Origin of the sequence: Paenibacillus campi (assembly GCF_034659835.1) — a bacterium.
Classification (GTDB): domain Bacteria; phylum Bacillota; class Bacilli; order Paenibacillales; family Paenibacillaceae; genus Saccharibacillus; species Saccharibacillus campi.
Genome location: NZ_JAXSQZ010000001.1, coordinates 130,941 through 155,008, shown reverse-complemented (window position 1 = coordinate 155,008; position 24,068 = coordinate 130,941). Strand labels below are relative to the sequence as shown.

The 24,068-nt window shown below is 41.9% G+C and carries 12 protein-coding genes and 1 pseudogene; 3 read left to right on the top strand and 10 right to left on the bottom strand.

Translation table 11 applies throughout. From position 1 onward, the window contains the following. Positions 1–331 precede the first annotated feature (331 nt). A complete protein-coding gene (locus U1I11_RS00535) occupies positions 332–1,165 on the bottom strand; it encodes an EcsC family protein (RefSeq protein WP_322904424.1) in 834 nt (277 codons plus the stop codon). A gap of 593 nt (positions 1,166–1,758) precedes the next feature. Continuing rightward, entirely contained in the window at positions 1,759–1,929 is a 171-nt protein-coding gene (locus tag U1I11_RS00530; RefSeq protein WP_322902935.1) for a hypothetical protein, read from the bottom strand. A gap of 573 nt (positions 1,930–2,502) precedes the next feature. Between U1I11_RS00530 and U1I11_RS00525 the strand changes: the two genes are divergently transcribed. The 3 genes from U1I11_RS00525 (at position 2,503) to U1I11_RS00515 (ending at position 4,974) form a co-directional block, all read left to right on the top strand. Continuing rightward, positions 2,503–2,916 (top strand): hypothetical protein, encoded by a 414-nt coding sequence (locus U1I11_RS00525; protein WP_322902933.1) that lies wholly within the window; start codon positions 2,503–2,505, stop codon positions 2,914–2,916. Positions 2,917–3,403: 487 nt separating this feature from the next. After that, a complete protein-coding gene (locus U1I11_RS00520) occupies positions 3,404–4,111 on the top strand; it encodes an AIM24 family protein (protein WP_322902931.1) in 708 nt (235 codons plus the stop codon). A 182-nt stretch (positions 4,112–4,293) separates the two neighbouring features. Then, positions 4,294–4,974, top strand: coding sequence for a glyoxalase (locus U1I11_RS00515; protein ID WP_322902930.1), 681 nt, complete (start codon positions 4,294–4,296; stop codon positions 4,972–4,974). 524 nt (positions 4,975–5,498) lie between these two features. Here U1I11_RS00515 and U1I11_RS00510 read toward each other — a convergent pair. From U1I11_RS00510 to U1I11_RS00480, 8 genes and pseudogenes are all read right to left on the bottom strand, one after another. Then, the gene (locus U1I11_RS00510) at positions 5,499–6,104 is read right to left on the bottom strand and encodes a hypothetical protein (protein ID WP_322902929.1); all 606 of its coding nucleotides are present in this window, start codon (positions 6,102–6,104) and stop codon (positions 5,499–5,501) included. A gap of 879 nt (positions 6,105–6,983) precedes the next feature. Further along, the gene (locus U1I11_RS00505) at positions 6,984–7,292 is read right to left on the bottom strand and encodes a hypothetical protein (protein WP_322902928.1); all 309 of its coding nucleotides are present in this window, start codon (positions 7,290–7,292) and stop codon (positions 6,984–6,986) included. A 513-nt stretch (positions 7,293–7,805) separates the two neighbouring features. Beyond that, complete coding sequence (locus U1I11_RS00500; RefSeq protein WP_322902926.1) at positions 7,806–15,362, bottom strand: fibronectin type III domain-containing protein; 7,557 nt, start codon at positions 15,360–15,362, stop codon at positions 7,806–7,808. 330 nt (positions 15,363–15,692) lie between these two features. Further along, positions 15,693–16,241, bottom strand: a pseudogene (locus U1I11_RS21630) (OmpL47-type beta-barrel domain-containing protein); the annotation flags it as partial. Between the two features lie 688 nt (positions 16,242–16,929). After that, positions 16,930–17,214, bottom strand: a complete 285-nt coding sequence (locus U1I11_RS00495; RefSeq protein ID WP_322902923.1) for a hypothetical protein — start codon at positions 17,212–17,214, stop codon at positions 16,930–16,932. 15 nt (positions 17,215–17,229) lie between these two features. Next, positions 17,230–17,745 carry a polymorphic toxin-type HINT domain-containing protein gene (locus U1I11_RS00490; RefSeq protein ID WP_322902922.1) on the bottom strand — a complete coding sequence of 172 codons (516 nt, stop codon included), beginning with the start codon at positions 17,743–17,745 and terminating at the stop codon, positions 17,230–17,232. Between the two features lie 149 nt (positions 17,746–17,894). After that, positions 17,895–18,188 carry a hypothetical protein gene (locus U1I11_RS00485; protein ID WP_322902920.1) on the bottom strand — a complete coding sequence of 98 codons (294 nt, stop codon included), beginning with the start codon at positions 18,186–18,188 and terminating at the stop codon, positions 17,895–17,897. Between the two features lie 13 nt (positions 18,189–18,201). Then, complete coding sequence (locus U1I11_RS00480) at positions 18,202–23,784, bottom strand: S8 family serine peptidase (protein ID WP_322902918.1); 5,583 nt, start codon at positions 23,782–23,784, stop codon at positions 18,202–18,204. Between the last annotated feature and the right edge of the window lie 284 nt (positions 23,785–24,068).

Genomic DNA, 24,068 nt, shown 5'->3' with positions numbered 1-24,068 from the left:
ATCTGCTATAATGGGAGCGTTTCGAAACGGTATTATAAAATGATCGTAACAAACCTGTCTGTACGAATAGGTACCGTCTTTTACATTACGTATTGTACATGCATCAAACCACTTCTATGCTGCTAGTTACGATCCAATGGACAGGCAGGGACATACCTGATTCATTGAACTTGCCAGCGCGCGACGACTGCGAATAGTATAGCCATTTATGATATGTAGCAGGATAATGGACAACTACCGATATTATAGCACATATGTTCGCTTTTGTGAAAAGAAAAAAGCCGTTTTGTGCGTATAGGCACCAAAACGGCTGTTTCTGTTGTAACTCACATCATGCTTTATTCACAGCCACTTCATCCAGTTCGCGCATACGCTCCATAATCCGGCGCTTGCGATATAACATCCGTCCTGCTTCGGCAATGCTATCAAGTGAATTTTTGTTAGCGATCGAACCGAACAAAATGCCTGCGACTGGAACCGCCTGAAACATTTTGCGCCAGCCGAAATTGTCGCGGTATTTAGTTACCACTTCACGCCAACCTTGAATTTGCGAAAATACTTCCTTGCCCGTATCCGCCTGCTCAAAATTAGACAGCTCCTGCAGCACTGCCTTTTTGCCAACGACATCGGAAGCAGCAAACTGTAAACATTTCAAAATAAACAGCCTTTCCTGCGGATCAGCTGGATAGTAACCGTAACAAAGCGCAATCTCCTGTAGCACTTTTAATGAAATGCCAATCATCGCCGGAATATCCGCCGCAATCGTAAAAATTCCTCCGATCCCTGACGCCGCCCCTTCCAGCGCTGCCAGATTGGAACGACTGCGCGATAAATCCAAAGCGGCATTATCCATAACGCGTAGCGGTAGGCGTGCTACATCTTTCGGTTTTAGCTCAGCATCCGGCTGACCGCTTGCTTTGGCAAGCTTTTTCATCATCGCTTTGGGAGAGATCAAATACGCGCCGCCATTTTGAATAAAACGTCCGATTTCATTCAGGGCGATGCCCAGCTTATCACGGATAAATTTAGGTGTTAAACGATCGAGTACCGCAAACGGAATACGCCCGATTTTATCCATCCATGATGTGCCATGCTGTGCCTTTTCCCATTGGGTAATCTGCTGTAACTCCTGCTCTAATTGTGCACGTGTTTCATGCTTCTCCATCATCCTATCCCTCCAGCCTCGGTTCATAGACGCCGCTATCCCGTATATGTCGCAATAGCAAACTGTTTATTGACTATTGTACGCAGACTGGCGACTTGAAACACTTCATCAAACAACTCCAATCGTCATTGTTTTAGCTAATCATCTATCCGCTATCAAACATACAAAAAAGACACAGTGCCGTAGCCTGCGTCTTACGTTACATACTCTATATACGTTTGCCTCAAAAAGGCGAACAAGTAGCTTAGGTACGCGTTAGTACGTTGACCGCTATTCATATGAACTTTAAATCTGCTTCAAATGCTGAATGATACATATGGAAGCACATCATCAAAGTTAAAATTTAATAGGGTCAAAGTAGTAGTAGACTGTCTCAAATGGAAATTGTGTTTGAACGTACCTTAACCTATTCATCATCAAGCAATGGTTAGATCGACAAGCTATAAATGTATTTGAGACAAGCTAGTAGTCACTTGTCCAAGATTAATTTGAGTGTTGAATCTACTTTAAGACCGCATGGATCACGATTTCAGTACACAATCAAACTTGAAATTTAACTTAGTCTGCGTATAGTCTACCCTTCGCCTACTTCATTAAGCAGTAGGTGCAGTCGATGGTTGCTCGACGACCGAAGCTGTCAGCTCATGCTCGCGAACCGGTGCGTACGTTACGCTGTCGATGACTAGACCTTTGCCGACAGGCTCGCCATTAACGGTAATCATTACTTTTTTGAAATTCGCTTCAAAGTTTGTTTGTTGCATCATGTGTCACTCCTTGCTGTTATAGTTGTGTTTGTTGTTAAAATAGATCATCGTACATCCGCTACGATCATCCGACTGTATATAGTGTCGTTGATCCTGTGCTCACAGGAATCGCAAATAGGAAACGTTTAAGTGTGAACCGCCTCGCATGGACGAACCGCCATTCACAATATGGTGCAGAACAACTAACTATTACCCCGCCCTATTCCACTTTAAACATAAGGGCGGCAGTCCTATGCTATGATGCCATCTATTATAACTTGACTGGGCAAATATATCGGTCGCAACGTCGATACATGTAACCCTAATGATAGAAAAGATGACCGCATGGAACATTTGATCTACTTTACTCCAAAAAATGGATATTGTCAACGTTACCAAACTTATTTTTTTGATAAAATTTTCAAATTCGGCATCTTTCCCGTGTTGATTGCGTATATAATGACGTTGATTCACAAGCAACTCATCATATGTCCAAACGATCCAACTCGATAACGGTCTATGTATCCAGCATCCTTTCCGCTCGACCTCGATCATCCACTTGTTTTTTTAACCGAAGGAGGAACAACGATCCGAATGAAATATAAACGCCTGCTGCTGTCTGCCCTCGTCATACTCATGCTGACAAGCACCGGTCTGCTGCTGAAACCGTCCGCCGCTCATGCCGGTTGGTGGGAAGATTATAAAAATGGCATCCGCAGTTTTACCGAGCTACCGCAGGAAGTCCAGCAACTGAAGCAAAACTACGATCAAGCAATGACCGAACTCGATGAAGCGAAGCAAAATATGCAATCGTTTCGCGATGAAAATAAGCGTCTCGCTGAGCAAAATGAGCTGCTTACCCAGACAGTCAAGCAATTGCAGCAAGCGGAAGCCGAGCGTGCTGCAAGCGCTCGTTTTTGGAAAACATTGCTGTTCTCCGCGATTGGAATCGTGCTGCTCTGGTTTATTTTCACCCGCCTCGTCCGCTTTGGACTGCGCCGCCGTTAAGATGACGGCGGTTTTTTTGCGAGGAGTTATTATATCATAGTAAGATATACAAATTAGGGCGTATGTTCAAACTGTTTTGCAACTCATGCGATGCGGTTCGCTGACGTTCGATGTTGCTTTGTTATACATGTGATTTATTTCATATGAGATATAACCGATTCGACCGCTACTATGACAAAGTTAACGGTTGGAAGACATCGCTTCATAGCTTGATCACGTTAACTATGCAGTTGGATATTGCACAGCAGCGATGTTCTTAGGCTGCGATTCCAGTATATTTTTTATAAGATGTAGTCAATCACACATTGAATTTAAGTGGGTCAAGCTACTAGTAGACTGACCGCACTGAACGTGCAGTTTAATGTCATTTAGCTTAGAAAAGTTCAAGGTATAATGCAGGTAGATGTTCATACGATAAAATCGATCAGATCGTACATTGAAGCTGGTCAAGCTACGAAATACACTCTGTACAAAGGAGGCGATCCCGTTGCAATTGGAATGGCAAAAATCGTCATCACTCCCGCATGGCGGGCAAGCGGTGATCGTGAAGTTGGCGGATGCCGAAAAGCTACATATGCTGCATCCGGGTCAAATTATCGCCTATGAAGGCGCATCGGCTGGACGCAACGATCGGCTGATGGATGTAAAAGGGATGTATCGCAAACGCAATTTAATTCGTGCCGATTTTACCGGGCCATGCCGCTTTGTTAGCTCATTGCCGCCGGGCTTTAATCTGATCCCGATTCGTATTGATGCCGGTAGCGATCTATTGTACGATTTCCGCCATCTATTTTATTATACATCCGGCATTACGATGCAAACCCGACTGCTCAAACTAAAAAATATCGTCATCACCCGCGATGTGATCAAAGTCAAATTCGGCGGCGATGGCGAAATCGGTCTGCTCACCCGCGGCGCTGTCGTCGAACTGTCGTTGCACCCGCACGAGCCGATCTATGTCGATGCACGCAGCCTGCTCGCCTATCCCGAAAATGCCGATCTGCGGCTAAGTGTATACGGCAACCATCTTGCCAGCCAGCATATGCATTACCAGTGGGCAATGACCGGTCATGGCTCTGTATTGCTGCATAGCGGACACGACCACGGAGAACTGGCTGAGCATTTGGAAGACAATGGTTTATTCAAACGTATTTTGCGTGAAGTGATCCCATTTGGCGGCATATTCATCAAATGAACATCTGCTGAATGCACGGAATGAGGAACCAACGCACATAAGCACCCTCTATATTCACCAAATGAACATCGGCTGAACGGTATATGAGCACTTGCTAAAGCTTTGATGATTTTCTGCTTTGTGTGCTTAAAGTTATGTATAATCGCCTTATACTACACTATTTACAGCCAGGAGGAGATAACATGACTTCCATTACACAGCTTACTTTATATACCGCTGAACTTGAACGAATGCACGAATTTTATGCACTTCTGCTTGGCACCGAGCTTATTACAGAACAAGAGAATGCCTTTACGATCCTATCCGGTCAATCCAGTATCCAATTTCGTGTTGCCACAACGGGAACTAAGCCGTTTTATCATATTGCGATTAATATCGCTGCTAATCATTTTCAAGAAGCAAAACACTGGCTCAGCGAAGCTGGTAAACTGCTCACTGAAAATGGCAAGGACGAAGCGTATTTTAGTTTTTTGGATGCTTATTCCTGTTATATTGAAGACCCTGCCGGTAATATTATCGAACTGATCTCGCGTCAGCAGTATGCACCTATGCTGGATGTACCGTTCTCGCCAGCGCATTTGCTTGGAATCGGTGAGATGAATATCACGACCATAGATGTAAAACAAACTGCCAAACTGCTGTACAAAGCCGGATTCCCTGTCCAACCGGATGAGATTGACGATACGGGACTCAATTTTGTCGGTCAACAGGATGTATATTTGCTCGTTGGGCCTGCGGGACGTCGCTGGCTGTTCTCTGATCGCGTCTCCGAAATCCACCCGGTGCAGCTGCAAATGTCGACAGGTGTACAATTGTCGGTGTTAGCTACAGGTGAACTGGTCACTTGCACGGCTGAAAAATAATATTCCGTCGCGAGACAGCAGTCCAGCTGCTTATTCCTTACCGTAGTAGCAACTAAGTTTGCTTACTAAACAGTGTCTTCTACATCTCATCGTTGCCATTTCATCAGTGTCGAAAAGATCACATTTAGAATAAAACAATTCATAAATATAGTGCAGCTAACGAAAATAAACAGCATCTATATTGCATAGCAGAATGCGAACACACATCTTTATGTCATCTACCAAAACAAAAGCCGCTACTGAACCAGAACCGCATTATGCAGTCTGGTTCGGTAGCGGCTTTAATTTTAAACATGAATACTACTTATCACGTATACGTATACATATTTACATTTCAACTGTGTATATGCAATCGTAATACACACTTAAAGTATAAACGCCATTAACTAATGAACGGCAAAATCATATCAAATCCAGTCCATGTCTGCTTAAAAGCTAGCATCCAAATTCCGTTACCGTTGGTTGCCTACATGCACCAAGCTGATCGCATCTACGTTTACTCGCTTATCCGGCTTATAGCAAACTTAATTTTTCATCGTCCATACGTTAAATTTCGGGTCAACGAGCTTGTTCAACAGTTTAAACTGTGCTGGGTCGATATAACCGATTAGCAAATGTTGACCAAGTGTCATATATACAAATTCGCGCTCATCGCCACGTTGACGATTAAGCTGAATGACCCGATCAAAAAACGATTTGTCGATCCATTCACTATAATACTGGATATCCCACTCGATCCGTTCGCCCTGATGCAAAAAGCTAAACAATACACGCTTGTGCTCATGATCGAGACAGCTACGAATATGACGCATATCCAGCGCCCCATCGGTCATCATCACCATCCGCTCTGCCAGCTGGCTGTACAAATCTGTATTTTCTACCGCCTGCAAATCAACATACCAGAGCTGGTCACTCGGATACATGCAGTCCGGATCAATCGTATCTTTGCACACTTTTTCTCCAAGCGAAATGAGCAAATGCGTATACGGTTTTTCCTCATACCAGGACAGTGAATTGCCAGCTACAACTTGCTCGATGCCCATATTAGCACGGAGATAAATTCCCGCTTCTTGCAGCTTGCTCCATTGCTCCGCTAACGGAATCGTTTTATTGCGAAAAAAACTGATCATTACTAATCTCCTCTCTGGACAATCCATCAGATTGGCATTGTTTAACGTCCCTTTTTGTCGCGCTTCCATCATGACAGCGATCATCGCCCCCGCTGCCATTCATTCGTATCTATAACAGCGTTAATATCGTTCGCCCATATCCCTTACTCATAGATAAATACATCATGATCATCAATCTTAATAAGAAACATTATGCTAACATGAAAACGATTGTCTCCTCGATCTCATCCATTGCATACACTCATCTCTCGTGCATTGCAGACATTCATCTCTCGAGATCATAGCCGTATGAGGTTAGTATGAACATGCAACGAGGCATCCATTCCATTTGTCCCTGCTGCCTCTAAGCCTTCGTTATCATAACCGCTAGCAGAATGCAAATACAAGCCCATCATTTGGCTACTTTATCGTCTTCATGTAAGCTTATTTCACGCTATCGCTTCTCATTTCATAATAATGACCTTTTTGTGTATCATCCAGGTATTACTAAATATACAGGGCATAGGCTACAAAAACCTGAGTCTAAAGACTCCAAGCTTCAAATTTTGAAGATATTTGTCATATTGTATCTACACATATATGCAAGTGCTAGTCATATATACCCACCAAAACTCGATTTGAACAATCAAAAAAGCCCATAATACAGCATTTTTACAGATTATAGTATCTTTTAAACGTGTAATATGAAGTTAAACGAAGTGCTGTTTCATTACGGTTCCTTTATTACCGCTACAAATAGCTATCCAACCTTTAGACATGCGTCTTTATACCTTATTTCTAATATGTATTTTTTTACAAAAATAGCTGCTCTACTGACAGTCCAGCAAGAGCAGCTAACAGGAACCGTAATATCTTTTTTACAATTCGTAACCCGGTAGCTTAAACGCGATAATCTTTAGGTTTATGCTCATCCGGACCTGGATACACTGCCCAAATCGCTTCGATGATTCGGTCAAACTCGTCATCATTTTCCTCAATGATCCGCTCTACCGCTTCAATTTCTTCTTCTTTACCTGATGCGTCCAAAAAATGCAGACTATAATCCCAATCATGTCCACGCTTGGAAAACAAGGTCAATTCATACGGCTCTGCATGCCCTTCTACTTCAAGCTCTACACGTCCGAGAAAACCTTTCTCCGGTTCTTCTAGCCTTTCTAATTTGGGCTGACGAATCTGAATCGTTGTCATTGGGGTTCCGCCTTTCTGTATTTGGTGATGGTGATTATAGTTTGGTGCAAATTACATTTGTAATTAGCTAGGTTCGTTCATGATCAGCCATGTGCATAATAATCAGCATGTAGTGGTATGGAACGGCATTGCCTAAGCAACAGCAACAAACAACAGCATCCTTTCGTTCATCGCCTATACAGGGTGAGCAATGCCATAATGACGTTAAAACAGGGCTTCACCGACTTCGTGATGATGATCCCTGGCTTCCTGAACAATACCATAATGATGTTAGAACAGGGCTGTTATGGTTACGTTTGATCATACGCTGCATGCAACAGGCATCATTGCGCCCATTTCACCGTATTAAACTACATATTCTCCTATGTCAGTGTACTCTAGAAAGGGAAGATGGGCAATTGGTGTAACCATTTGAGCAACCCTATCACTCATAAGTATTAAAACAATAAAACAACGTCTTTCGGATTAGAAAGACGTTGTTTTACTACAATACACATAACAGACGATCCAGAATCAATTCGAAGTTAATACTTTGACCGGTACTAAACGATTGGTCTTTGTGCCATCTCCCAATTGTCCATAATAGTTATCGCCCCAGCTCCAAGCGGTTCCATCTGCTTGTAAAGCAATGACAGAATTCCCGCTGGAATAGATGCTTGTAATTTGTTTTAACCCGCTAACTTGAGCAGCAGTTTGTCTATATTTTTGGGTGCCATCTCCCAATTGTCCATAGCTGTTATCGCCCCAAGTCCATAGACTACCATCTTTTTTCACTGCCATACCGGTTTGGATGTGAGTAACTTGGCTTAGCCCTGACACTTGTTGCACTACGAATTTTTTGGAGTACCCATTATACCATACATCCCAAACTGTTCCATCTTTTTTAAGGATAGTGGAAGACGTAATTTGTTGAACATTCGTTGCACCAGATATAACTTGCGCAGAACTGGTATCATACTCCCAGACCGTGCCATCATTTTTCAACGCTCTACCACGCGTAATCTGAATGATCGAACTCAAGTTTGGTACTTGACGCAAAGTAGCTGTTTTGCCAAAATACCAGACGGTGCCATCATTTTTTAATATAAAGTTTATTTGGTTCATACTCGCTAGCTGCTGAATATCGTTGAGTGGCTGACCTTCTATCATCATTCGACTAGGCATTTTTATCGTTTCCGTATTGTCGCCCAAGCCAGCATCGCTTGCCATCCCCCATCCCCACAGCGACCCGTCCGTTTTGAGTGCAAGTGTATAGGAACCTTCACTAACTAGTTGCTTCACATTGCGCATAAGAACTTGTACTGCTTTTAACTGTTCAACCGTTGTGCCATCACCTAATTGACCACTATTATTTTGCCCACTCATCCATAAACTTCCATCTGCTTTTGTCCATGCCATTCTAGCATAAGACATGAACACAGCCGGTGTAGGCAGTGTAGAGGTATCCACTTCAAGTTTGATACTAAACCAGCCTGGTTGTGACCAGTCTGACCATGCAGCACCATCTTTGACCCGCACTTGAACCTGAAGCTTCACATTTTCCGGCAAATCCTGATTCGCAATCCAGAACACTTTGCCAATCGATCTTTGTCTGTACTCTGGCTTCAATTCACCAGAATCCAGTATCTGTTGTCCACTTTCATCTAACACTCGAATTTGCAGATCGCTGAACACCGTACCTGTCATATTATCTGTTTGTTCCCAATTAAAAGGAACACGTAACGTATCTACAACTTTAGCATTTTGAGCAGATTGTCCCATCCCTAACATTTTAACAGTGGGCGGTGTATTTTCCACCACTTGTCCAGGTACAGAACGATTCGTCTTCGTTCCGTCTCCCAGTTGTCCTTGTGTATTGTCCCCCCATGTCCATACCGTCCCATCTGTCTGAACCGCAATTAAAGAATATCCATTAGAAGCTATACTCGAAACAGTACTTAATCCACTCACTTGAGCTGGCGTTTCGCGAGCCGTGTTCGTTCCGTCTCCAAGTTGTCCATACGTATTATTGCCCCATGTCCAAACCGTTCCGTCTTTTTTCAATGCCATTCCATCTTGCACCTGAATGATCTGACTTAATCCGCTCACCTGAGTCAACGTTGTTTTTTGTGTCGATGAGTCATATGTCCATTTCCAGACGGTGCCATCTTTTTTCAGGATATGGCGTGCTGTTAGTTGATACACATTCGTAAATTCCGGTGCTTTCTGTACAGAATAACTACTGTATCTCCAAACCGTTCCGTCTGTTTTCACCGCATAATATTGGTACAATTGAGCAACAGAGTCAAGATTAGATATTTGGCGTAACCCATTATTCACATACCATACTGTACCATTATTTTTTAAGACAGAGATGGTGGACCCATTGGTAGACACCTGCTGAATGTCTGTGACGGGTTGTCCATAAAAAACAATCGGTTTAGGTCCCTGCTTAACTACATTTTCAGCACCTAATTTTCCTGCTTGCGAAGTGCCCCAGCCCCATAATGTCCCATCCGTTTTGAGTGCAAGAACGTATGAATCCCCATTCACTAACTGCGTTGCATTTTTCATTTCAACCGGAATGGCGTGCAGTCGATGATTGCTTGTGCCATCCCCCAATTCACCATACGAATTTTGTCCCCACATCCATACACTGCCATCGGCTTTTATCCACCCCATAGCACCATTCAAGTTGAAAACAGTACGATTAAGCGGAGCATGAACTTCAACTTCCACCATAAACCAGCCCGGTTGTGACCAGTCTGACCACATGCTTCCGTCTTTAACTCGTACGTGCACTTGCAGCTTCACATTTTCCGGCAAGTCTGCACCTGTAAGCCAGCTCCCTGTGTTGGTGGACATCTGTATTTGATCCTGTTTTATTTCACCAGAATCTACTATCTTCACGCCTTTTTCGTCCAGTACTTGAATTTGCATGTCGCTGAACAATGTGTTAGCCATCGTATCGGTTTGCTCCCATTTGAAATCGCCTCTTGGGTTTGTGTTCGTGACTGAGCTTGCAGCGTTTTCGCCAAGTCCGAGCAATTTGACTGATGGTGGAGTATTTTCAATTACACGTACAGGTGTTAAACGATTGGTTTTTGTACTATCTCCTAATTGGCCTTGATCATTTAAGCCCCAGCTCCAAGCCGTTCCATCGGCTTGCAGAGCAATTAAAGACGTTCCATTAGAAGATATGCTTACCACTTGGCTTAACCCTTTGACTTGAGCAGGGGCTTGGCGGTAACTCGTCGTTCCATCTCCAAGCTGTCCATAATAGCTCTCTCCCCATGTCCAAACGGTTCCATCTTTTTTCAATGCCATTCCATCTTGTAATTGAGCGATCTGAGTTAATCCGGATACTTGTGTCAAAGTCGTTTCCTTCGGATAATTGCTATTATGCGACCATTTCCAGACTGTCCCATCTTGCTTCAGTACATAGTCAGATGTAAGTTGCTGCACATTTGTCAAATCAGGTACTTGATAAGGATAGCTCGTATCATAGTTCCATACGGTGCCATCATTTTTTAAAGCATAACCTCGGATCAATTGCGTAATGGATGCGAGATTGTCTACTTTTCGTAATTCAGCGTAACTTCCAAAATACCAAACTGTACCATCATTTTTCAATATATAATTTGAACCATACATACAAACAACCTGTTGGATATCTTGGAGCGGCTTTCCTGCTAGCCTTACAGGACGTGGCGTCTGTTTATATGAAGATGATACGCCTAATTCTGCGCTATACGCACTGCCCCAGCCCCATAACGATCCGTCTGTTTTAAGTGCAAGTGTATACGAGTCACCGCTAACTAATTGCTTTACATTTTGAATATTCACCGGGATCGCGTTTGGCTGGTCGTTACTCGTTCCATCTCCCAATTGCCCCGAATTGTTTCGCCCCCACATCCATACACTTCCGTCTGCTTTTAACCAGCCCATTGCACCATACATACTAAATACAGCTGGATTCACAGGCTCATCGATCACTTGAAACCAGCCGGATGATGACCAGTCTGACCATGCGCTTCCATCTTTCACCCGTACTTGAGCTTGTAGCTTGATGTTTTTCGAAAAATCCTGACTGGCGATCCAGCTGCTCGTTTCACTCGTCAGTTGTGAACCGGTTTGACTCACTGTACCAGAATCAAACACTTTCTCCCCTGCTTCATTAAGCACTTGAATTTGTATATCGCTAAATAATGTGCCTACTGCTGTATCTTTTTGTGCCCATTTGAAAGTAACTTTTGGATTGGTTGTTAATGTAGGGCTTTGAGCTGACCCGGCTGGTTCCAGCAGCGTGACGGCGGGCGGTGTATTTTCCATTACACGTACAGGTACTAGACGATCTGTCGTTGTACCGTCTCCCAGTCGCCCTCCATAATTAAAGCCCCAGCTCCAAGCCGTTCCATCTGCCAGCACAGCAAATGATGAAGTACCGCTGGCGGCTATGTCAACGACATTCGTTAAACTTGCAACTTGTACAGGCTCTGTACGAGTTGTTTTCGTTCCATCTCCCAATTGTCCAAGATCGTTAATTCCCAATGTCCATACCGTACCATTTTGTTTTAAAGCTACAAGATGACCCCCACCTGATTCTACTCGAATGACTTGGCTTAACCCTGTAACTTGATTAACGGTAATATCATCGGTATTGCCATTGGATGTCCATTTCCATACACTTCCATCCAATTTCAAGCCATAACTATACGTAATTTGCTGGATATCAGACAGCCCTTTGAGTTGCACAACTTGATCACCGGTATATTTCCATACTGTTCCATCCGTTTTCAACGCGTACTTGCCTACGATCTGCACAACAGAGGTAATTCCTTCCACTTGCTTTAACTCGCTGGCAGCTGCCCCAAAGCGCCAAATGGTGCCATCGGTTTTCAGAATATAGTTCATATCATACACACTAGTAACCGACATCACCGAATCGATGGACTTTGAAGATAACGTAACTGGTTTGGGCGTACCGGCATGTGGGCTTAAATCGCCTATAGCGTGATCATACGATGTGCCCCAGCCCCATAGCTTGCCGTCATCGGTGACAGCAAGTGTATAATACCCTCTGCCTGAATAGCCACCGCTAGATAGTTGTTTTACATTTTGAATATCGATTGGAATAGCATTCGTTTTATCAATTATAGTCCCATCACCAAGCTGCCCTTCAATATTACTACCCCACATTAACAAATTAGCATTATTTTTAATCCAGCCTGCATTACCATTCAAAGCAAAAATAAATTTCTTTTGCAATGGACTGGCAATCGTGGAAAATTCCACCGCTTCACTTGATGGCGATTGTGTATCCGTATTGCTAATCGCTGTGACTTGTACCGTATACAACTTGCCAGGAATGAGCAATTCCAACGCAATATGGGTATCGGCTGTCGCTTTATATAAATTCCCATTCAAATACACATTATACGTTTTCACACTGGATTTCTGGTCATCCGCTATTTCCCAGCTCAGTTTTTTAGTGTACATGTCCACATCGGTAGTGGACAGATTGATTGGTGCTGCCGTCAATAGGAGTACACCCGGAGCTGACGATAAACCTTCCTCTGTAACAGCAGTGACAGTCATGTTGTAAAGTTTGTTTTTGTTTATCGCACTCAACGTATATTTCGTTTCTGACGTCTCCGCAACGATTGTATCGTTGATCCGTACGATATACTTTTGAATCGCCATTTGACTCGTCGATGCCGTCCAGCTAACCGCTGCACTTCCGTCGACTGGCTTGCTCATCGTTATATCCTTCGGTATAGTTGGAATATCTGCCTCCAATGATACTGAAACTTTGTCACTGTACTCGGATGCTTTCCCCGCCTCATTCACACTCTGCACCGTGTACTCGTACACACTCGCAGAACGAAGTTTTTTCACACTATAGGTCAGTGCAGACGTTCGACCGATTTCCACTTCATTTTGGAAAATGATATATTGTTTGATCGGGGACACGCTGCTTGCTCGTTGCCAAACCAGGTCTACCGTATGCAATGTAGAACTTGTCCCTTTTAAATCTGCTGGCTTGGAAGGTGTATCGGTTGCGGTTTCGATCGTTAATGGTTCGCTTCGGTTGGACACTTTGCCTGTGTCACTGACGGCTTCGACCGTAACGACATACGTTTGTGCGGGCTGAAGCCCTGTTAATGTATACGTTTTGGTAGTGGACGTTCCGACTTGCTTATTATCGACAAAAATTCGGTATTGTTCGATTTGGAATTTTTGTTCAGATTGTGTCCAGTTAATCGTCGCAGTTGCGGCTCCTTTTTGTTTCAATTCAAGCTGAGCTGGCTGCTCCGGCAGTTCATCTACCGTCGGCAGCGGAGTGTCTTCACCAGGCGGTACAGCACCATTATCGAAATCGACTTTAACCGGAGTAGCATAAGAAGCATAGTCTTTGCCATTCCAAACACCATTGCCAAGCATCCAAAACGTCTCATCGTCTTTCGTATAAATCACATCACCCGCACGAGCAGCCACTTTATCAATATGATCAGCAAGTACAACAGGCGGTACTTTGGCTGTGGACTGTGTGCCTAAGACGGCATTTTTGTTATTTCCCCATCCGATTAATCGATTATCTGTTGTAATGACTAGCGTGAAATAGGAATCCGTTTGATACGGTACATGTTTTACTATTTCTTTGACACGGCTTATATTTAATTTTTCCGCTTGATAGATGATTCCATTTTCTTCTTTATACTGGGCATTATGCATAAGCAAACCTTGTGTATTGGAACCCCAGCCCCATAATTCGTTATTTTGATCTACTGCCAGCGCATGGTTTTCACCGATAACGATATCTCTAATATTATTTATTTTACGATAATCTCCGGCTTCTCCAGACATCGATTGCCTTAACACAGACGTTCCGCCCGGGAAAAAATACATCGGAGCAGGTTGGAAAAAGTTATTGTCCCGATTGTTACCGAGCTGACCTTGTTGATCATATCCCCAAGCCTGCATCGTACCATCATCATTCAAAAGCAAGTCAAACGCTGTACCCGCCGCAATTTTAGCAACTTTAGCATTCGAAAATTTAACGACAAATGGATAATACGTATTCGCAGGCGGAGACACACCTAACAGACCAGAAGACGGCATCCCCCACGTCCATAATGCCCCTTGATTCGTCATAATGAGAATATGCTGTGCTTGTATTTCTACATATTTGACATCTCGCACATTCAACTTGGTTGGTTGCTCCAATTCAGCATTAACCGAACCATACAACGTTCCTTTGCCCCATGCCCATAACATATCATCCTGTTGCACGACAAAGATCGTATGATCTTTAACGTAAATTTGTTTCGCCTGATCAAATGGTTTGATTTCTATAGGGACAGCACTGTTAATCGGATAGCCACCCCAGCCCCACACACTACCATCTACTTTTTGAGCTAGTGTAATATTGTTTCCGTTAAAGATAGCCTTCACACTTTTAAAATTCGGGATCGGTTTCGGTACATCACGACTTGCTGTTGTACCATCTCCTAATGAACCTTCTTTAGCTATTCCCCATGTCCAGACCCGTCCATCCCCACGTAAAGCGACCATATTATAAGATTGTCCCGACTGAAAATCAGGACGACTATGCGTTGTCACTTCAATCGTTTTGCTAAAGCCGGATTCGTTATAAGCGTTATCATAGGTAACCACTTTGAATGTATACGTTGTATTGGCTGCAAGACCGGTCATTTGATATGTAGCGTCTGTTACTGTCGTTAAATATTGATCATCTGCTGTATAAATGTCATACCCTTTAATTCCGATGTTATCGGTAGCTCCTGACCAGGATAGATCGAAACGATTGTAGCGTAGATTGGATACTTTGAAAGCGGTTGGTTCTGTAGGTGCGATATCGTCGAAACGCGCTACTTTGTTGACGATCGGGCTGTAGTTGCCCGCTTCGTCGAAGGAGCGGAAGGAGATGGGGGTTTCGCCGAGAGTGTCTATCATCAAATCCTCGACAAAATCTTTCCATTCCCCATTTTCGCCCAACTTATACTCATACCAAATACGATTAATTTCTTCATTATCTTTGCTATGGTCAATTGCAATATCAACGGGCAACCACTCCCACTTCTCGCTCATTTCAATAGTTGGTGAAGACGGAGGCGTTTGATCAATAGGAACAAACTTCTGCATGACTACACTTATATTTCCGGCTGCATCTATAGAACGAGCATATATATCTTGATTTTCTGCAGTGACTACAAATGGTGTAGAGTATGTAGTCCATTGGTTATTATTACCGATCTGGTACTCGGAGCGAACCGTACCGCTATGTTGATCCAGACCATCTGTTATCGATACAGTAATATTATCCTTTGTCCAGTTCATTGGAGATAATTGAATGGATGGCGGATTAGGTGGAGTTTTATCAATAAGCGTATTGAGCTTACGTGTTTTTTCTACATTACCGTACTTATCTATTGATCGATAAGAAAATATTTGTTGTGCTTCGTCTGTTAAAGTGACTGTACTACTATAGTCCATCCAGGTAAGACCCATATCTGTACTATATTGTGTCTTTTGTACACCTGATTCGTTATCTATAGCAGATAATTGAATTTTCAAGCTGTCTTTTGTATAGCCATCTGTACTATTTAGCAATTCGGCAGTCGTTAATGGCGGCTTAGTATCTGTTTTTACGACAATCGTTAATTCATTGTTTGACGAACTATTTGTTGTACGATACCAAATGTTATATCCTTTCGTAGGAACAAGAACGATAGTAGACGTAGGTAATTTCCAATTTACTCCTTGATCCAAACTGTATTCTATTCCACTATCGAAACTGAGTTTGACATCACCATAATAAATCCCGTTGGTACCGCGAATACCATCGAGTTGGATTCCAGAAGCGGGTGAATAGCTTTCAGCAGCAGCTAACTTCGGAAAAACCGAGATTTCAATCAAAAATAGCAACAACACAACGCTCCATATCATCGTTTTTTTCAAAGTAATACCCCTTTGTATAAATGAATTTTTTCTATGTGTTAATGCATTCTTTTAGTTTATCAGAGCATAGAGTGGACTATGCTCTGAGTGGATTGGTATTTAGTTTGAGAATTAATAAATGTTAGGTCATTTAAATTATAAATTCTCTAAAAAGAAGGACCATTCATTGTATTTTAGAGTCAGATCATGATAGTTAAAATAAATTAAGAATTCATACGAGCTATCATCTGAAAATTGAATACTTATACGTGCTGGCAGATCAATGTCTTTAAAATAAAGGTCGATTGAAGTTAAAAAGAATTGTTCCAATCGTTCGCTATGATACGGTTTCGACATCCATTCATTGCATTCCCACAACATCCTATAAATTGCTCTAGTCGGATGTATATTAGCCCCACTACACTCCTCTAAGATTACTTGCTCTCCCAATCCATTTTCGATAACTTTTTTTATATCTTTGTAATTGTACGGATTAGAAATACATAACGAAATTCCAATGTATTCGCCTTATCCTAAATCCATGTTAGTACCTTATTTCAATCCGAATTTCAACATTTGAGCATCACTTAATCGAACTACGTGAATGTCCTCTATTTTATCCAATGAAGTTGGATATCGTATAGTTATTACTCTCATCCATTCTCACCACCCATTTATTTGTATAACTCTTCCATAATTAATATTTTAATAACTCAATCTCAATCCTAGTTTCGAATTGTGGTAACAATTCAAGAAAAATACGATTATCAAACCAATCGATATCCTGCCAAAATTTTTTATATTCAAATAGCTGTTTCTTTAATAATAAAAGTTCTTCTTGAGATAATTTTGAAAATCCTTTATTACTATGAACAATATCAGACAAAATATCAAAACATATAAAAGGTTCTCCGTTAACTTGGAGACTATCACATAAATCTTGTAAAACATCGATTTCCTCAATCTGTTCTTTAGAAAACATAGATTTCGACTCCTATCACTTTGTTAAATCAAATGTGTAATCAATTATTTTTCCAGGGTTAGCAGAAGATAAATTAGGTGCTCTTACTCCAGTAATCTTCAATGTGTTAAATCCTTGCTCCTTTGCCATCTCTTTCACCTGATTTTTCCAAGCAACAAAATCTTTAGCACCCACACTATTTTTAGCTGCATTACCAACAACTCCATCAGGATAAATAGCTAAATCTTTTAAAATCAAAGTACTATCCTTGACTTCAACTTCTGCTACTCCCTTTATTAAAAGACCAGATTTTGATTTAATCGATGTTTCGAAAAGCTCCCCATTAGTGAATGTACAATTAATATTATGAACCCAAATCCCCAAATCACTCACAAAATACGTATGATACTCCGCAACGGTAAAGTTATACACCTTTACCTTCTCCACTTCAATCTGCTCGATCGCCAGTACATGTCCATTGCTTTGCTTTAACGGATCGCCAACTTTCAGCTCAATCGCTGTGACCTGACTTTTAATGACTTCTAAGTACACTCTTGCCTTTGCACGAATTAGCCTTTCTAATTTTTAATAGGTTTGCCATAGCATAGTATGTACTATGCTATGGTTTAATCTACGATTAGTACTTAGCACGATTCACATCTTGATACTCTACTAAAAAATAATTACTTGTAACCTAGCACCTATACTTCTTCACTTGTCTCTCCTTTTAATATAGTTAGCATGTCATTTATAAATTGTTCTACTTCCTCTAAATCATACTTACGAAGCGCATGTTCAATAATAAAGTCTTGAGTTTCTTTCCATTTATTTTGCTCTTGAATCTTTAACAATTCTAAGATCAGTTCACTGACTGTAGGATCACCTTCGTAGTCTCTGAATTCCTCTACAATTTCTAACAATTCTTGATAATTTTCAGCTGTTACACTGTAAGCCCCTAAGAAAAAACCAAATCTTTTAAACTCGTTCAAATCCATATCTAACTCCTCCTCAAAATGTCGGATAGCCTGTTAAAATATAAAAGCCTGCTTCAGTTTTATCGTCTCTTATTAAAATAAAAGTAGATTTATTTAATCCATTGACAACTTTGCTAGAACCATTTTCGCCTCTTACATTTACACCTTTACCAATAGCAATCGAATGCTCCGAATGAATAATTTTCCTCGCACCATTTTCCGAATTGTTTACAAATTCAGCAATGTCTTCTGCGTTCTTCCTAAAAACCTCCAACATAGCTTTACTGGCTATATTTTTATTGGTAAATGAAGTCGCAGGAATTGATTTGTCATAAGTTCTTTTAATCAAATCTTCATTTCTTTGAGCTACATGTCTATCTAATAAATGTCCTACTGCTTTACTGGATGAAGACCAAGAGTAATTTTCAGATTTATCCAAAATAGAAGCATCCAATTTGCGGACTGCATTTGCTGTCACAACACAATTCAAATTATGAACCCAAATCCCCAAATCACTCACAAAATACGTATGATACTCCGCAACGGTAAAGTTATACACCTTTACCTTCTGCTCATGATGCACCACTTCAATCTGCCCGATCGCCAGTACATGCCCATTGCTTTGCTTTAACGGATCGCCAACTTTCAGGTCAATCGCTGTGACCCATCCTTTACCTTCTACCCAAAACGGGTGGTTATCCGTTGTTTCAATCACTTCATTATTCACATGTAGCTTATACGTTGTCTCTTTTTCATTGCGATATAACGCTGTTACGGTTTTATAGTCTTTTTGCCCAGTTTCTGCATTTTTAGAGAGTACCTGATCGCCAATTTTAATATCTTCGATCGGTTCTTCCCCATGAATCGTCTGAATTTTTGTACCGGCTACAAAGCAGTTACACGTTTTCTTCGCATACTTGGCAACTTCGTCTGCTCTAGCTATGCCTGCTATGTTAACCTCTTTAGTTACTCTAACAATCTCACCGCCAGCTTTAACCGTACGATAACTAACCTTTATACTAGCTCCAAATGGAATCATTCCAGCTGCGCTTAAACTCGCTTCGGTGTACTCACCTTCGGAAAGATACATAATACTGTCTACACCGCCAGCGCCAACCGAAATAACCGGTATAAGCTCTCCCGCAAATAACGCACTATGGATCATTTCTGAAAGTGTTGCATTAGGGTCTGGGCTGATTAGTTTATCTGCTCCATCAAAAAACTTCTGTAAGCTGGTTGTGCCGTAGTTGTTCTTGAACCAGGTGACATATTCAGCATACCAATTTGAATGACCCACCTCATGTGCCTGTACTACATACTGTCTATAGTATTCCTTACACTTATCACATTCGTTATACATCCCTGCGCGAACAAGATCACTGTTCTTAGTTCCATCTAATGTAAACGGTGGAGGATAGTAATGATTGCCCGTAATCTGATTGAACGATACACTATTCTGTACATAAATTTCTTGATATTTTACCTGTCCCTTTATAATTTTAGCGCGTTCTGCTTCTGTTAATGGATAAGGATAGGATGCAATTTGATATAGCCCATCTTTAGCATAATATGCGCCATTATACTTCCAGGATAAATCGGTTCGAAGTCGCTCAGCAACACTTCCATCCCATTTTAAATCCACACTAGCGATCGCAGAAACATGATTTCGAGAGCTTTGAAAAACAGTATAGTCTTCTGTATATGCTCCAGCAAACTGATTCGGATATATTTTGTAAACGATTTTACTAAAACCTAGTTTATTCGGATATTTAAATACAGCTTGTGATCTGCGCTCTCCCTCGGTATTGGGCGTAAAGCTATAGAAAATTCCTGCACCTGTACCTGCATTGGCTGGTATAGAAGATGTTTCAAAGCTATCTGTACCGCCATCTGTATCGATATTGATCTCATTAATATACAAAGACATGGTGTACTCTTTGTTAGCCAAAATCTGTGCCGAAGCAACTCCTGTCAGTGTGCTATCCACTCGCAAATAGTATTCTCCGGCAGGTAGTGTAAATACACGCCCACCGACATCATCTGTTCTGACAAAACCATACAGCCTATTATTTTGGTTTTCAATATAGGCAAAGTTATCATACAGATTAATATTGACTTGAGATGTACTGCTCAAACTAAAGCGATAGAAATCAACATCATACAGAGAGCTTGTACTTAACTTTTGATTCAAACTATCAGCTTCATAAATCTGATCCCAATCCACTCTTTGCGCAGTAGCTTTTGTTGACTGAAAAGCGTCTTCTACTTGCAATCTAATAGTCATTGCTTTCCCTACTGCATCATTTTCTACAGTAAGATAATAAGTTTTTCCAGCTTGTAATTCCGTCTCCAACTTAGAATCCAGGCTGCCGTAATACTTGTTACTTCCTTCCGCATTATCATTTTCACCAATCAAATTCGTTCGTGTAGGGTCACTGTATAGATAGATATACGGGTCTATCGTTCTGGAAGTACCACCAGGAGTAGCCGTGAACAGTCTATACTTTCCTGTTTGAGCGGGTGTAAATGAATAATATACTTGCTGATCCGCTCTAACAGAAACGTCTGTAGCTTGACGAGCTTGTAATGGAGTATAGTTAATTGCTCCTGCTGTTACAAACAATCTGGCATATACTTTGTCATAAGCAGACACTTTCACATAGTAAGGTACGCCTTTATCTAGGTTTATTTCTAATTTGGAGAAACCAGATGTACTGCTATCATCTGCTTCCCCCCCTGTAATTAGACTTTTCAAACCTGCATCTTGGTAAACCTGTATGCGTGTATTGTTAGCCTTCCCTGACTGACCGCCATAATAGCTAGTCAGCAATTTGTAATTCGCTGTTGCTCCAGGAACAAAAATATACAGTGTACTATTATCTTTGTTTTCATCAATATCTTTAGCTTCATTCAGTGCAATATAAGGAATATCGGAGCTAATTACTTTAGCTGTAATTCTGGCTTCCATTGGAAGGCGATCAAAGCCAGATAAGCGCACATAATATGTTTTGCCCCCTGTTAACGGTGCTTTGATCTCCGCAAATGATGTACCTACAGCATCTTGTCCATCGGCTACGAGGCTGCTTTGGGCAGCATCATTAAATATTTTCAAATCTGTAAAGCTTTGTTTGCCATTATTCAAATAAGAACCTGTATAAATATGATAAATGCCCGTTGTTGCAGGCTTAAAGGTAAATAATTGCTCTGCACCTGCTGTCAACTTGCTATCCTGCGGAACATTAATAATCAGCTCTGAAATTAACGTCGTGTCACGAGCAGTCGTAAACTTACTAGTGCCAGTAGGATAAACGGCTGCGACTCCAAACGTATAGGAAGTTAATGAGCTAAGTCCCACTACTTTGAAAACATTGTCTGTGATTGTTGCTACAGTCTTACCATTAACTTGAACAATATAAGCTGTCGCATCTGACATCATATCCCAGGTCAGCTTTACACTATTATAGTTAGGAACAGTGATCAATTTAGTCGGCGCCGCCAGCCCTGAAGCCACATAACCATCAATTGACAATGTATAAGCAGCTGCTCCAAAATATCCATTGCTGCCAACAATTTTGAGATTATACGTTTTACCCGCTTCAACCGAGAGCGACAGTTCTCCCGTATCCCCATTGGCTGATGTGACAGAAGCCAGTGGGCTTTGGCTATCGGTATAGGCGGTGATGCTATACGAAGCAGCACGCGAAGAATACAGTTGAATTTTAGCCGTCCGTGTTGTCGTTGCGGTGAATGTGTAATAGTCCACATCATCGCTCGTCGGGATGTACGAAATGTAGCTTTCTCCCTCTTGGACGACTTTTGCCGTTGCGACTGTATTGTTCGGCTCATAGGTGTCTTGCACTTCGCCGGAAGCCGGTAATACGGTAATTTTGAACGTATCGTCCATGCTGCCGTCGGCAAAAGCACGGTACGCATATTTGATCGTATACACACCTGGCGTCGTATCGGTCGCAGTCTTCCATTCAAATGGAATCTCCACATCCAGATCGGGGTCCATGACCACTTTCGTATATGGAGTCAATACGCTAGTTGGATCATTGGCTGGTGCTACGGTAATAGTGACACGAGGGTGAACATTTTCTCCATTCAATCCGCCTTGTAGTTTAAGCGATACTTTGGCTACATCCCCTGCATTAATCGTCTGGTTATTGCCCACATGTGCATAGGAAGCCAGCTCTAAATCGCCTGGAACTGGTGGAATCTCGACCGGTTCTGTCGGAAGGGTAATCAATGAAGGGTCTTCGCCGTCTGTTAATGGAGCGATGGAGCCATCGATTTTGCCTAATGCTTTGGCAATATTGATCAGACCTTTGCCGTATTGTGCCGATTCACCTAATGATGTGGCGGTGTCCAGCATTTGGTCTTCCACTTGCCGGGATGTCCAGTCCGGATGTTGTCCCCATAATAGTGCTGCCGCACCAGAGGCAAATGCCGTTGCTGAAGATGTACCGGATAAAACGCCGTATTTGTTATTCGTCAATGTGCTAAGCACATTCGTTCCTGGAGCGACCAGATCGACGCCATCGCCAGTCGCGGAAAAAGTCGCTCTTTGGTGGGCTGTATTTACAGCACCTACACCGATCACGCCCGGATATTTGGCAGGGTATCTTACGTTATCGCTGCCATTACCTGAGTTGCCTGCTGCCGCGAATAGTAGTAACCCCTTGTCACGCGCAGTCTGGATTGCTTTTTCCAGTGAATCGCTGTATTCTACGCTCGTAAAGCTAATATTAATAATATCGATCTGGTGGTCGATCGCCCAATCGATCGCCTGGATGACCGAGCTGGTGTATCCTTTGCCTTCGGCGTTAATGACTTTGACAGCATACAAATCTACATTAGGCGCTACCCCAACGATTCCATACGTATCATCGATCGCCGAAATCGTACCAGCCATATGTGTGCCATGACCTTGCTGATCGTTATAATCGGGTTCCCCTTCCACAAAGGAAACGCCGCCTGTTATGTTTAAATCAGAGTGGCTCGATACTCCGGTATCAAGTACAGCCACTTTTACTTTTTTAGCGGTATTTGAAGCGTGTATCAGATTGGCACCGATAGCATACAATCCCCACGGGATTTGCTGTGCTTCGTTTTGTAAATCTGTCTCCTGCATTTTGCTTGCTGCCAGCTCGATCGGTTGATCCAGCTCTACCGACTGTACTGCACCGTCTCGAATAAGATCGTTTACATCACTTGGTGTCAGTTCGGCAGAATAGCGATCGACTAACGGAAGTTTGACCGCATCTTCCAGTTCAGCGGCGATTGGTTGATTGCTTTGTTGCTCATGATTGTCGGTAAGACGGACTATGTATTTCTGCTCCTCCTCTTGAGGCAATACAGGAGGGATTGTTGTATATACTGCTTCATTTACAGTGCTTGGATTGAGGTCGGTATCATTCTGTGCTAATTCATTGCTGCTAGCTATATCATCGGCTGCTTGTCTGTCACTTGCTACGTTGGTGCTCGTGTCGGTTGACCTTTCCTCTGCCGAGGTAGCTGCGACAATCCCGGTCGTCTCTCCTGCCGCATAGACGCTAGGGTCTATTGTTTGCAGCAGTAAAAGTAAGGAAAACAATAATGCTAGTATTCTTTTCATTTTTTCTCTTTGTCCCCTTCAATTGTAAAATTAGTATTTATATATATTTTTCAACAAGATCATACTTTAAAACCATTTTCAAAAACTAGTTAAATATTTGCTTTTATGTATTTTTATCCAACAAAAAGGCGCTTTGTTTGTATAAAATTTTTAATATTTTTACTGACATCATTTTTATATTGTTATCGATACATATAAGATATGGAATTATTGTTTATGTAGTTTAATGTTATTTTTTACGTACTTCGATACTACTTTCACCTTTATGATTACTAATGCGAACA